Genomic DNA, 12,322 nt, shown 5'->3' on the forward strand with positions numbered 1-12,322 from the left:
ACGCCATGGAACCGTTGAAGACGGGCATCGCCGCCGCACTGTTCACCCTGGGTCTCGTCGCCGGCCCGGTGCTGGCTGGCCACACTCCGGAAGAACACGCCGCACACATGGCGCAGATGGCCGCCGATCCCCATGCCCAGCACCAGGGACATGCCGGCGCGCAGGGCGCCCAGGTGGCTTTCGCCGATGTGCCGTTGCTGGATCAGGACGGCCGCGAGCTGCGCCTGAAGGACGATCTGGTGGGTGACCGCATCGTCGTCATTGGTTTCGTCTACACCAGCTGCACCACGGTCTGCCCGGTGATCTCGGCAATCATGCAGAAGCTGCAGAATCAGCTGGGCGAACGCGTTGGCCGCGACGTCCAGCTGATCTCCCTGAGCATCGACCCGCTGCGCGACACCCCTGAGCGCCTGCACGAATACGCCGGCCGTTTCGACGCGGGCGAGGGCTGGCGCTGGGTCACCGGCAGCAACGAGGCGGTGACCGACACCCTCAAGGGCCTCGGCACCTGGACCGCGAACTACCAGGACCATCCGCCGCTGATCATGGTGGGCGATGGCCGCACCCGGCAGTGGACCCGCTTCTACGGCTTCACCGATCCTGCCGTGCTGATGGCGCGGGTCGACGAACTCAGCGCCGCCCGTGAACACGGCGGCCACGGTCACGATGCCCTTGCCCAGGAGACCCACCCATGAAGCGCCTGCTCCCGATCGTCCTGGCCATGGCCCTGGCCAATGTTGCCCTTGCCCACGAAGGCCACGAGAACCACGAAGGCGCTCCGGCTTCCAATGCGCCCGCCGTGCAGACCCTGAAGGCGGGTGGCACGACAGACGCCCAGACCTACTTCACCGATACCCTGCTGCGCGACCAGAACGGCCAGGAGGTGCGCTTCTACAGCGATGTGCTCAAGGGCCGGCTGGTCATGCTCAACGTGATCTTCACCCACTGCAACGACGCCTGCCCGCTGATCACCCGCAAGCTCAAGGAAGTGCGCGACGCCATGGGCGAGGACCTGGCGAAGCAGGTCTACTTCATCTCCCTGTCCAGCGATGCCGAGAACGACACCCCGGAAGTGCTCAAGGCCTTCGCCGCCAAGCACGGTGTGGATTCGCCCAACTGGATCTTCCTGACCGGCGACAAGGCCGACATGGACCTGGTGCTGACGCGCCTGGGGCAACTGGGTGAAAGCCCCGAGGCCCATTCCACGTTGCTGATCGCCGGTGACGTGCCGAACAAGCGCTGGAGCAAAATTCGCCCCGACGCGCCGGTTCCCGCCATCGCCCAGCGCCTGCAACTGATGACCATGCCCGTGGCCGGACGTTGAGGACCGATGCCGTGTGGCGCGCCGTACTGCTGGCCCTGCTGCTCGCCCAGTTGAGCCCCGCTTTCGCGCTGGAGCTCATCCCCGAGGAAGCGGCGGGCCGGCGCATCTACCTGGAGGGCGTGGGCGCGGCCAATGGCGAGATCAGCGCGCGGGTCGGCGCCGGCGACACCCTGGTGCCGGCAGCGGTGATGCCCTGCGCCAACTGCCACGGCGCGGATGGCCGTGGCCGTCCGGAAGGGGGTGTGCGTCCGCCGGATATCACCTGGCGACGACTCTCCTTGCCCTATGGTCAGCTACAGGCCAACGGCCGCAGCCATGGCCCCTACGACGAAGGCGCATTGGCTCGCGCCGTGAGCGAGGGCCGCGACCCCGCCGGCAATCGCCTCGACCCGGCCATGCCGCGCTTCGTCATGTCCCTGCGTGACATGGCCAACCTCACGGCCTACCTCAAGCGCCTGGAAGACGACCGCGACCCCGGTGTCCAGGAAACCGAGCTGCGCCTGGGAACACTGCTGCCAACGCGAGGCCCCCTGGCCGAGCTGGGCCATACCGTGGAAGCGGTGCTGCGCGGCGCCCTGGCGCAGGTCAACGAGGCGGGCGGCATTCATGGCCGACAGCTGTCGCTGGTGGTACGCGACCCCGGCATGGACCGGCAAAGCACAAAGCGGGCGCTGGACCAGTTGCTCGGCGAGGACCAGGTCTTCGCCTTGCTGGCGCCCCTGGTGCCCGCGCTGGATGGCGACCTTTCCGACGCCATCGGCAAGGCCGGCGTGCCCCTGGTGGGGCCGCTGGCGCTGTTCGACGAAGCCGGTGACAACCGGCTGGTGTTCAATGCCCTGCCGGGCCTGCGCGAACAACTTTTCGCCCTGGCGGGCTATGCCAGCAGCGACCTCGGCCTGAAGCAGCCTGAGGCGCTGGTGGTCTACCCCGGCGAGGCCCGGCAACAGGGCCTCGCCGAATCCCTGGCCCTGCGCCTGATGGACCAGGGCTGGTCGCGGGTGCGCCTGCTGGACTACGGCAGCGGCAACCGTGATCACGTCCTCGCGTCTGCGGCCCGTGGTGCACAGGGCGTGTTCTTCCTCGGCCAGTCGGAAGACTTCGCCCGGCTCGCCGATCAGCTCCAGGCCGACGACCTTTCGCCCTACCTGTTCGCTGCCTCGGCCCAGGTCGCCAGCAGCGCCCTGCGCATTCCGCGGCGCTTTTCCGAACGGGTATTTCTCGCCTATCCCTTCATGCCCGCCGACTGGACCCCGGAAGGCGAAGCGGCGCTGCTGGCGATACGTCGCAGCCAGGGGGTGGGTGGCCAGCACGCGGCCTTGCAGGTAGGCGCCTACTGCGCCGCCATGCTGGTCAGCGAAGGTCTGAAACGGGCGGGCCGTGACGCCAGTCGCGAGAAGCTGGTCAGCGCACTGGAAGGGCTGCGTGGCTTCCACACCGGCCTGACCCCGGCGCTGGATTTCGGCCCTGGACAGCGGGTGGGCCTGGCCGGCGCACATATCGTCACCGTCGACCTGCACGGCCAGAGCTTCCGGCCGCTGGGCAGGTTCATCAAGGTGGACACACGGCTCTAAGCATCACGAAGGGGAGGACAGGACATGCAAGGCAATCCCTGGCTCGGGCTGGTCATCGGCCTGCTCACGCCCCTGGTGCTGGCCGGCGAGACCGGCATCGCCGCGCGGGTCAACGGCACCGACATCAGCAACTTCCGGCTGGAGCGGCACTTCGTCGACTACCTGAAGATCCAGGGCCGCCAGGTGGGCGCCATCCGCAGCCCGGTGGCCTACAAGCGCCTAAAGCGCGAGGCGCTGCAGCAACTGATCGACAAGGAACTGCTTTGGCAGGAGGCCGGCCGGCTGGGCATCAGTGTGTCGGATGAGGAAATCAGCGGCAGCCTGGCCGAAATGAAAGCCGCCTTCCCCGACACTCAGGGCTTTGCGCGGGCACTGGACGAGGCTGGTTTCGATGAGCCGTCCTACCGCGACTACCTGCGCCATGAACTGGTCGCCAGTCGTGTGCTTGATGAACTGGCCGAAGCAACCCCGCCCACCGAGACAGAGGTGCAGGCGGCCTACGAAAGCCTGAAACCGCAGGTCGACCCGGCCATGGACGAAGCCCGCGCCAAGGCCCTGGTGCGCCAGTACCTCACCGGCCAACGCATGGCCCAGGGCCGCGAGCAGGCGCTGGAGAAATTGCGCGAGAAGGGCAGGGTGGAAGTGCTGGTTGCACTGTAGGGGCGAATTCATTCGCGATGGGCTGCGCAGCAGCCCCGTAGGGTGGACCACGCTTCACCGGTCCACCATCGGAGGCTCGATCGGGCACCGTTGGTGGATGTAAAAAGCGACATCCACCCTACGCACCGGGGCCTGATTTTCTGTGGGGGCGAATTCATTCGCGAAGGAGGCCGAAGGGCTCCCCACGGTGTTCCGCATCCGCCGGGGAATTCCCTCACCCCCGGCCCCTGCTCTGCGCCCCAGCCTGATCGCTTCGCGCTCAGTCGTTCATCGGCACCGGAAGCAGTGCTTCCGAAAGCGTGCCTCTTCACCCCAGAGGGCGAGGGGTGACTCGCGCCTGCGGCTCCGTGCGGTCAATGGGCTTCTCTTGTAGGGGCGAATTCATTCGCCAAGGGCTGCGCAGCAGCCCCGTAGGGTGGACCACGCTTCACCGGTCCACCATCGGCGGCTCTATCGGGCACCGTTGGTGGATGTAAAGAGCGACATCCACCCTACGCACTGTTGTTGTGGGAGCGAATTCATTCGCGAAAGAGCCCGCAGGGCTCCCATGAAAGGCCTTCCCCACTTCTGGGGATAGCCACTGGCCGACATCGGCCATTCCCCCGGTTTTGGGGGAACCCCCGATGGCGGGGAAATCACCCCCATTGCAAATCAGCGACTTAGAAGCCCCTCCGGCCAGCCAGTCGGCTGGCACGATGCATGCGTATGTCCAGGCAAGGGCGGATTCCGGCAGCACCGGACCGCCATGGCCCCTGGAGGTACCACCATGGACAGCCAGCTTCTGACGCAGCCTGTACCGGAGCGTTTCGATACCGAACTGATGCGCGCTGCACGCAAGCGTTCGGACGAGCTGGGTCATCGCCTGGTGGATGCCCTGGATGAGTTGGCCAACCTCTCCCCCGATACCTTCGCCCAGCGCCTGGGCAACACCCTGCATTACCCGGTACTGGCCTTCGAGGCCCTCAGCCGTGGAACGCCCTGCTTCGAGCGGGTTCCGCTGGCACTGGCCCTGAAACGCGAGTTCGTCCTGCTGGAGCTGGATGGCGAAACCCTTGGTGTTTTCGCCGACCCCTTCGACGAGTCGCGGCTGGCCTGGATCGAAGAGCAGCGCCAGGGCGCGCATCTCTACCTGGTGCATCCGCGCGAGCTGGCGGCCTACCTCGAACGCCATGAAGAAAGCTTCCACGCCGTCGATTCCCTGCAGGCGGGTGCTGGCAACGTGCAGGAAAGCGAGGCCCTGGAAACCCTCTCCCTGGCGCGCATCAGCGAAGACGCCAGTGTGGTGGTCAAACTGGTCAACTCCACCCTCTACGACGCTCTCAAGCTGCATGCCAGCGATATCCACCTCGGCATGACCGGCAGCGGCCTGTCCATCAAGTACCGCATCGACGGTGTACTGGGCGGCGGCAGCCGGGTGCCCGGCGCGGAGCTGGCCGAGCAGGTCATTTCGCGGGTGAAGGTGATGGCCGAGTTGGATATCGGCGAGAAGCGCGTGCCTCAGGACGGGCGCTTCAAGATCGGCATCAATGGTCGGCAGATCGACTTCCGCGTCTCCATCATGCCGAGCATCTTCGGCGAGGACGCGGTGCTGCGGGTGCTCGACAAGCAGGACCTGGCAGACCAGGTCCACGGCGTGCGCCTGGAGGCCCTGGGCTTCGAGGACGGCACCCTGCGCAGCCTGCGCCGGCTGGCCTCGGAGCCCTACGGCATGGTGCTGGTCACCGGCCCCACCGGCAGCGGCAAGACCACCACGCTGTACGCGATGATCACCGAGATCAACCACGGCGTGGACAAGATCATCACCATCGAAGACCCGGTGGAGTACCAGCTTCCCGGCGTGCTGCAGATCCCTGTGAACGAGAAGAAGGGCCTCACCTTCGCCCGTGGCCTGCGCTCCATCCTGCGCCACGACCCGGACAAGATCATGGTCGGTGAGATCCGCGACCCCGATACCGCGCAGATCGCCGTGCAGTCGGCGCTCACCGGTCACCTGGTGTTCACCACCATCCACGCCAACAACGTGTTCGATGTGATCGGCCGTTTCAGCCAGATGGAAGTGGACCCCTACAGCTTCGTCTCGGCGCTCAATGCGGTGCTGGCCCAGCGCCTGATCCGCCTGGCCTGCCCGAGCTGCGCCGAGGCCATGCAGCCGGGTGAAGAAGAACTGCTGGCGTCGGGCATCGACCCCGCCAGCGCGCACCAGTACCGCTTCATCACCTGCCTGGGCTGCGGACGCTGCCGGGGCACGGGTTATCGCGGGCGGACCGCCATCGCCGAACTGCTGCGCCTGGACGATGACTTGCGCCAACTGATCATCGAGCGCCAACCCATCAGCCGCATCAAGGAACTGGCCGTCAAGCGCGGCCTGCGCCTGCTGCGTACCTCGGCCCTGGACCTGGTCCGCGAAGGCCGCACCACGCTGGAGGAGATCAACCGTGTCACGTTTGTGGCCTGAGGCCTATACCGCCGTGTTCGGGCCCCACAGCGTGGGCCTGTTGCGCTGCCGCGACCGCGAGTGGCTCGGCAGCGCTGCCTTTGACGCCGTCGGCGGCCTGGCCTGGCCGTCCGCAGTGGCCGCGCTGGAAACCCTGCTGGCCGGACGCAAGCCGGGGCGGGCCATGCTCAAGGTGCTGCTTTCCAGCCACTACACGCGCTTCTGCCTGGTGCCCTGGAGCGAGGCCATCAACACCCCCGAGGAGTTGGCCGGTTACGCGCGCCTCTGCTTCGAGGACATTTACGGCAGCTTGGGCGACGGCTGGAGCCTGTCCCTGGCGCCGGAAGCCGCTGGCCAACCGCGTCTGGCCGCCGCCATGCCGGACGAGCTGCTCACCCAGCTGCGCAGCCTGGCCAAGGGTAATGGCCTGCAGCTCGCCTCGGTGCAGCCCTACCTGGTTGCCGCCTTCAACCGCTACCGCGCGGCATTGTCGATGGACGACTTTCTCTTCCTCGTGGCCGAGCCCGGACGCGGCAGCCTGCTGCTGGTACGTGACGGTCGCTGGGCCACCGTGCGCTCGGTGGCGCTGGACGAAAGCGACGCCGCACTGAATGACCTGATCGCCCGCGAAGGCGAACTCCGTGGCCTGGAGCAGGACGCTCCGGCCGGCTTCTTCCTGCATGCCCCGGGACGCGCCGGCCAGTTCGCCGCAGAAGTCGCCCGCCTCGACGCCGAACTGTCGGAAGGGCGGTACCAGGACCCCTTGCACGCCATGGCAATGACGGTGAACTGACATGCGCCCGATCGATCTCGACTTCCAGCACAAGCCCGTTTCCAGCATCCCCGGTTGGCTGCTCCTGGGGGGCGGGATGCTGATGGCCGTGCTCATGCTCGGTGCGCACCATGGCATCGGCAACGAGACCGAAACCCGCAAGGCCGAATTGCAGCGCGTCGACCAGCAATTGCAGAAACGCGGACTGCGCCATGCGCCGCTCTCGGCGGGCGAAGAGAAGGCCCGCGCGGCCAGCCTAGCGGAACTGCGCCGCATCACCGCGCAGATGAACCTGCCCTGGGATGGCCTGTTCGCCACGCTCGAAGCCCAGTCGCGCAAGGACGTCGCCCTGCTGTCGCTGACCCCCGATGCCCGCAAGGGCCAGCTGCGCATTTCCGCCGAGGCGCGCGACCTGCCGGCCATGCTGGCCTTCCACCGGGATCTGGAAGCCAGCGACGCGCTGAGCGATGTCTCGCTGCTCAATCACGAAATGGTCACCGAACAGGCCGAGCGTCCCATCCGCTTCAACCTGCTGGCGAACTGGGGGGTGAAGGATGCACGTCCCTAGGCTGATCCTCATCGAACAGGCCCGTCGCCTCGGCTGGCCGGGTCTGGTCGGCGGCACGCTGCTGGTCCTGGCCCTGGGCTACGCCCTGTTCGGCCTGCTGCCGGCACGCGAAGCGCTGGCGAACCTGGATCAGCAACTGGCCGCCGACCGCGCGCAACTGGCGGCGGCCCCCACCGCCGTCACAGCCAAACCGGCCAGCGACGCCTCATCGGCCCAGCTGGAAGACTTCCGCCGCAACCTGCCGGCACAACTGGACGCCACCGGCGCCATCGACCGCATCTACGTCCTGGCCAGGGAGGAGGGCATCTCGCTGGCCCGTGGCGAATATGCCCTCGGGCTCGATCCCAAGACGCGCCTGGCGCGCTACCAGGTGCTGCTGCCCGTGCGCGGCAGCTACCCGCAACTGCGCCGCTTCCTCCATGGCCTGCAGGCGCAACTGCCGGCCCTGGCCCTGGAAGAGGTGGACCTGCAACGCAAGCAGATTGCCGACTCGGAACTCGAGGGGCGTATCCGCATGACCCTGTATCTGGCGAGGTGACCATGGCACGCCGTCTGTTCTGGTTGGCATTCCTCGGCTCGGCCGCCGTCCTGGCGGTGGTTCCTGAGTTCTTCGGCGAGCAGGCCGAACCCATGGCCATGCCGCGCCCGCAGCGCCTGGCGGCCTTACCCGATACCGCCGCGCCGGCCTCCGCTCCGGTCACGCCGGTGGTAGCGGAAGTCGCGGTACCGGCGGCCGACCTGTTCGCTGTGCAGAGCTGGTACGTGGCCCCGCCGCCGCCCCCGGCGATGGCCTCCGCACCGCCGCCTCCGCCACCGAAGCCAACGGCGCCGCCGTTGCCGTTCAAGTTCATCGGCAAGATGGATGACCGCCAGCAGATGCAGGTCTTCCTGATGCGCGGCGAGCAGGTGCTGGTGGTGCGCGAAGGCGACCTGATCGACAAGACCTACAAGGTCCAGCGCATCGATACCGAGCGCATGACCCTGGTCTACCTGCCCCTGGATATCGCCCAGACCCTGGTCGTGGGGAGCTCGCTATGAACCGCCTGTCCTGCTGCCTGGCCCTGGTGCTGCTCGCCGGTTGCGCCACCAACCTGGCCCAGCGTGAAGGGCTGGACCTGATCGATGCCGGCCAGTTCGAGGAAGGCCTGGCCAGGCTGGAGCAGACCGCTCGCGAGTCGCCCAACGACGTCAGCGCGCAGATGGCCGTGACCACCCAGCGCGCCCGGGCGGTGAAGGCATTGCTCAGCGATGGCGACCTGGCCCGCACCCAGCGCGATTTCGCCACTGCGCGGCTGAACTACGAACGGGTGCTGCGGATCGAGAAGCACAACCAGCGGGCGCTGGACGGCCTGCATGTGATCGAGCAGCAGCGCAACATCAGCGACATGCTGCGCCAGGGGCAGACCGACCTGCGCCGGGGCGATGTGGTCGGCGCCTCGCGCCAGGCGCGCGGCATCCTCGCCCTTGACCCGGAGCATGAAGGCGCCCGCGAACTGCAACGCAGCATCGAGGTGGTCCAGGCCCGCTCCGCCGTGCCCTATCCGCAGCTGCGTTCGCGCCTGGACCGGCCGGTGACTCTGGAATTCCGCGACGCCAACCTGAAGGTGATCTTCGAAGTGCTGGCGCAGACTTCGGGGCTGAATTTCATCTTCGACAAGGATGTGCGCCCGGACCTCAAGGCCACCATCTTCGTCCGCGAAGTGCCGATCGAGGATGCGGTCGAGCTGCTCCTGCAGCAGAACCAGCTGCACCAGCGCGTGGTGAACGACAACACCATCGTGGTCTACCCCGATTCGCCGCAGAAGCTGAAGGATTACCAGGACCTGGTGATGCGCACCTTCTACCTCACCAACACCGATGCGGCGACCGCGATGAACCTGGTCAAGACCCTGCTCAAGACCCGCGACGTATTCATCGACGAGCGCCTCAACACCCTGACCATGCGCGATACGCCCGACGCCGTGCGCATGGCCGAGAAGCTGTTCCAGGCCCAGGATCAGTCCAACCCCGAGGTGGTGCTGGAAGTGGAAGTGATGGAGGTCTCGCGCAAGCGCATCCTCGACCTCGGCCTGCAATGGCCCAACACCTTCGGTGTGATCAATGACGACGGCTCGCCGGTGACCATCCTCGACCAGCTCAAGGGCATCGATTCGGGCCGCATCAGCATCTCGCCGTCCCCGCAGCTGAAGATCAACGCCCAGGACAACGACGTGAACACCCTGGCCAGCCCGGTGATCCGCGTGAGCAACAAGGAGCAGGCCCGCGTCCACATCGGCCAGCGGGTGCCCATCGTCAGCGCCACCTCGGTGCCCTCCACCCAGGGCCCGGTGATCACCGAGAGCATCACCTACCTGGACGTCGGCCTGAAGCTGGAAGTGCAGCCCACGGTGCACCTGAACAACGAGGTGGCGATCAAGGTCGCGCTGGAAGTGAGCAACGCCACGCCGCTGACCCCGACCCAGAACGGCACGATTCCGGTCCAGGTGGACACCCGCAACGCCCAGACCACCCTGCGCCTGCGTGACGGCGAAACCCAGGTACTGGCAGGCCTGGTGCGCAACGACCAGTCCAACAGCGGCAACAAGATTCCCGGCCTGGGCGACATCCCCGGCATCGGCCGGCTGTTCGGCAGCAACAACGACCAGCTCGCCAAGTCCGAGCTGGTGCTCTCCATCACCCCGCGCATCGTGCGCAACCTGCCGTACCAGAGCCCCTACGACATGGAGTTCCCGTCGGGTACCGAGAGCAGCATGCGCGTACCGACGGTGCGCGGCCCGGTGGAAGCCCTGGGCGTCGACCTGCCCGATGCACCGGCGGTGGTGGTCAGCCCCGCCCCCATCAGCGGGAGGCCCTGAGCCATGCAACGCCAGGCCGCCTTCTCGCTGATCGAACTGGTGATCGCCATGGCCATCCTCGGCCTGCTCGCCAGCATGGCCGCACCGCTGGCGGAAACCGTGATCCAGCGCGGCAAGGAGCAAGAGCTCAAGTCCGCGCTCTACGAGATCCGCGACGCCATCGATGCGTACAAGCTGGCGGCCGATGCCGGGCATATCGAGAAATCCGCCGCCAACTCCGGCTACCCGGCGTCATTGCAGGCGCTGGTGGACGGCGTGCGTGACCTGCGCAGCATCAAGGGCGAGCGCATCTACTTCCTGCGCCGCATCCCCCGCGACCCCTTCGCCGACGCCCGCCTGGAGCCCGAGGAAAACTGGGGCCTGCGCGCCTACACCAGCCCAGCGGACGATCCGCGCCCCGGCGTGGACGTGTTCGACGTCTACTCCATGGCTGCCGGCCGCGGCCTCAACGGCACGCCTTACCGGGAGTGGTGAAGATGGCACGGCAGAAGGGCTTCACCCTCATCGAACTGCTGGTGGTCATGGCCATCATCGCCACGCTGATGACCATTGCCGTGCCGCGTTATTTCTCCAGCCTGGAGAACTCCAAGGAGACCACGCTGCGGCAGAGCCTTTCGGTCATGCGCGAGGCCCTGGACCAGTTCTACGGAGACACCGGACGCTATCCTGATTCGATAGAGGAGCTGGTTGCCCAGCGCTACCTGCGCGCCCTGCCACAGGACCCGATGACCGAGCGCAGCGATCTGTGGGTGCTACTGCCACCCCCGGAAGGCGCGCCGGGCAGCGTCTACGACGTCAAGAGCGGCGCCCCCGGCCGGGCGCGGGACGGGAGCCTCTATGCGGACTGGTGAGCAGGGTTTCACCTACCTCGGCGTGCTCTTCCTCGTGATGCTGATGGGGATGGCACTGGCCGGCGCGGGACAGCTCTGGTCCACCAGCAGCCAGCGCGCCCGTGAGCGCGACCTGCTCTGGGTCGGCAGCCAGTACGCCCAGGCCCTGCGCAGCTACTACCGGGCCTCGCCGGGCGTGGCGCAATACCCGGCGAGCCTGGACGAACTGCTGGAAGACAATCGCTTCCCGGAGCCTGTCCGCCACCTGCGGCAGCTCTATTCCGACCCCATCACCGGCAGCGCCGACTGGGGCGTGATCCGCTCCTTCGATGGCCGTATCGCCGGCGTCTACAGCCAGTCCCGCCAGCGCCCGCTGAAACAGGCGCACTTCCCCGCGCAATGGGTGGAGTTCGAGGGCACGGGCAGCTTCGCCGATTGGCGCTTCGTCGCCGAGAAGGCCTTCATGGAAAACACGCCAGCGGGGGCCACGCCATGAACCGCGCACCGCTGCTGGCCGTTCTCGTCCTGTGCTGCGCCCTGGGCGCGGCACGCGCCGATGAAGACGAGATCATGGGCTTCATCGTCGACTACACCATTTCCCACATCGGCCACGACTTCTACCGCTCGTTCAGTGAGCGCCTGCGCGATACCAGCAAGCTGGATTTCAACCTGGTGGTGCGCGAACGCCCCGATGCCCGCTGGGGCAGCCTGATCTGGGTGGAGTACGAGCAACGCGTGCTCTACCGCCAATTTCTCCCGCCCAACACCGCAGAACTGCAACCCACTGCCTACGCAGCGGCAGACCTGGTGCTGGAGGCCATTGCCCAAACGAAGCTGCAACGCCTCCTGCAAGACACACACGACATGGAGAGGGACGAACTATGAACAAGAACAGACTTGCCCTGTGGCTGCTCGGGTTCGGCCTGGTCGGAACGGTCCAGGCGACCGAACTGGTGTACACGCCGGTCAACCCTGCGTTCGGCGGCAACCCGCTCAATGGCACCTGGCTGCTGAACAACGCCCAGGCACAGAACGATCACGATGATCCGGATTCCCGCTCCACCGCGAGCCGGCAGAGTGCACTGGAGCGCTTCACCAGTACGCTGGAATCACGCCTGCTGTCGCAGTTGCTGACCAATATCGAGGAAGGCAATACCGGCAGCCTCACCACCGAGTCCTTCGTCATCAACATGATCGACGACGGGGGGCAGCTGACCATCGAGATCACTGATCGCGCCACCGGCGAAGTTTCGGAAGTCGTCGTCAACGGCCTGCTCCCTTAATCCAGGCATCGACAGGAAGCCACCA

At 66.8% G+C, this 12,322-nt stretch carries 15 protein-coding genes; all 15 read left to right on the forward strand.

Going from position 1 to position 12,322, the window contains the following annotated elements; translation table 11 throughout:
- The first annotated feature begins 5 nt into the window (after positions 1-5).
- The 15 genes from MnOB_RS25495 (at position 6) to MnOB_RS25565 (ending at position 12,297) form a co-directional block, all read left to right on the forward strand.
- Complete coding sequence (locus MnOB_RS25495; RefSeq protein ID WP_077527331.1) at positions 6-695, forward strand: SCO family protein; 690 nt, start codon at positions 6-8, stop codon at positions 693-695.
- Positions 692-1,324, forward strand: a complete 633-nt coding sequence (locus MnOB_RS25500; protein ID WP_077527332.1) for an SCO family protein — start codon at positions 692-694, stop codon at positions 1,322-1,324. Before MnOB_RS25495 ends, MnOB_RS25500 begins: the two co-directional genes overlap by 4 nt.
- Before the next feature lie 11 nt (positions 1,325-1,335).
- Positions 1,336-2,895, forward strand: a complete 1,560-nt coding sequence (locus tag MnOB_RS25505) for a cytochrome c/ABC transporter substrate-binding protein (RefSeq protein ID WP_077527333.1) — start codon at positions 1,336-1,338, stop codon at positions 2,893-2,895.
- Between the two features lie 24 nt (positions 2,896-2,919).
- Entirely contained in the window at positions 2,920-3,555 is a 636-nt protein-coding gene (locus tag MnOB_RS25510) for a SurA N-terminal domain-containing protein (RefSeq protein ID WP_077527334.1), read from the forward strand.
- Between the two features lie 766 nt (positions 3,556-4,321).
- Positions 4,322-6,010, forward strand: coding sequence for a GspE/PulE family protein (locus MnOB_RS25515; protein WP_077527335.1), 1,689 nt, complete (start codon positions 4,322-4,324; stop codon positions 6,008-6,010).
- The gene (locus tag MnOB_RS25520) at positions 5,991-6,782 is read left to right on the forward strand and encodes a hypothetical protein (RefSeq protein ID WP_107504133.1); all 792 of its coding nucleotides are present in this window, start codon (positions 5,991-5,993) and stop codon (positions 6,780-6,782) included. Before MnOB_RS25515 ends, MnOB_RS25520 begins: the two co-directional genes overlap by 20 nt.
- Position 6,783: 1 nt before the next feature.
- Positions 6,784-7,329 carry a PilN domain-containing protein gene (locus tag MnOB_RS25525; protein ID WP_077527336.1) on the forward strand — a complete coding sequence of 182 codons (546 nt, stop codon included), beginning with the start codon at positions 6,784-6,786 and terminating at the stop codon, positions 7,327-7,329.
- Complete coding sequence (locus MnOB_RS25530) at positions 7,316-7,867, forward strand: GspMb/PilO family protein (protein WP_077527337.1); 552 nt, start codon at positions 7,316-7,318, stop codon at positions 7,865-7,867. Before MnOB_RS25525 ends, MnOB_RS25530 begins: the two co-directional genes overlap by 14 nt.
- A gap of 2 nt (positions 7,868-7,869) precedes the next feature.
- Positions 7,870-8,367, forward strand: a complete 498-nt coding sequence (locus MnOB_RS25535) for a secretion system X translation initiation factor (RefSeq protein WP_077527338.1) — start codon at positions 7,870-7,872, stop codon at positions 8,365-8,367.
- Positions 8,364-10,184 carry a type II secretion system protein GspD gene (locus MnOB_RS25540; protein WP_077527339.1) on the forward strand — a complete coding sequence of 607 codons (1,821 nt, stop codon included), beginning with the start codon at positions 8,364-8,366 and terminating at the stop codon, positions 10,182-10,184. Before MnOB_RS25535 ends, MnOB_RS25540 begins: the two co-directional genes overlap by 4 nt.
- 3 nt (positions 10,185-10,187) lie before the next feature.
- Positions 10,188-10,658, forward strand: coding sequence for a type II secretion system protein (locus MnOB_RS25545; protein WP_077527340.1), 471 nt, complete (start codon positions 10,188-10,190; stop codon positions 10,656-10,658).
- Between the two features lie 2 nt (positions 10,659-10,660).
- Positions 10,661-11,035, forward strand: coding sequence for a type II secretion system protein (locus MnOB_RS25550; RefSeq protein ID WP_077527341.1), 375 nt, complete (start codon positions 10,661-10,663; stop codon positions 11,033-11,035).
- The gene (locus MnOB_RS25555; protein ID WP_077527342.1) at positions 11,022-11,510 is read left to right on the forward strand and encodes a type II secretion system protein; all 489 of its coding nucleotides are present in this window, start codon (positions 11,022-11,024) and stop codon (positions 11,508-11,510) included. The genes MnOB_RS25550 and MnOB_RS25555 overlap by 14 nt, the downstream gene beginning before the upstream one ends.
- Positions 11,507-11,899, forward strand: coding sequence for a curli production assembly/transport protein CsgE (gene csgE / locus MnOB_RS25560; RefSeq protein ID WP_077527343.1), 393 nt, complete (start codon positions 11,507-11,509; stop codon positions 11,897-11,899). Before MnOB_RS25555 ends, csgE begins: the two co-directional genes overlap by 4 nt.
- A complete protein-coding gene (locus MnOB_RS25565; protein ID WP_077527344.1) occupies positions 11,896-12,297 on the forward strand; it encodes a curli assembly protein CsgF in 402 nt (133 codons plus the stop codon). Before csgE ends, MnOB_RS25565 begins: the two co-directional genes overlap by 4 nt.
- The last annotated feature ends 25 nt before the right edge of the window (positions 12,298-12,322 follow it).

Origin of the sequence: Metapseudomonas resinovorans (assembly GCF_002003485.1) — a bacterium.
GTDB lineage: Bacteria > Pseudomonadota > Gammaproteobacteria > Pseudomonadales > Pseudomonadaceae > Metapseudomonas > Metapseudomonas resinovorans_D.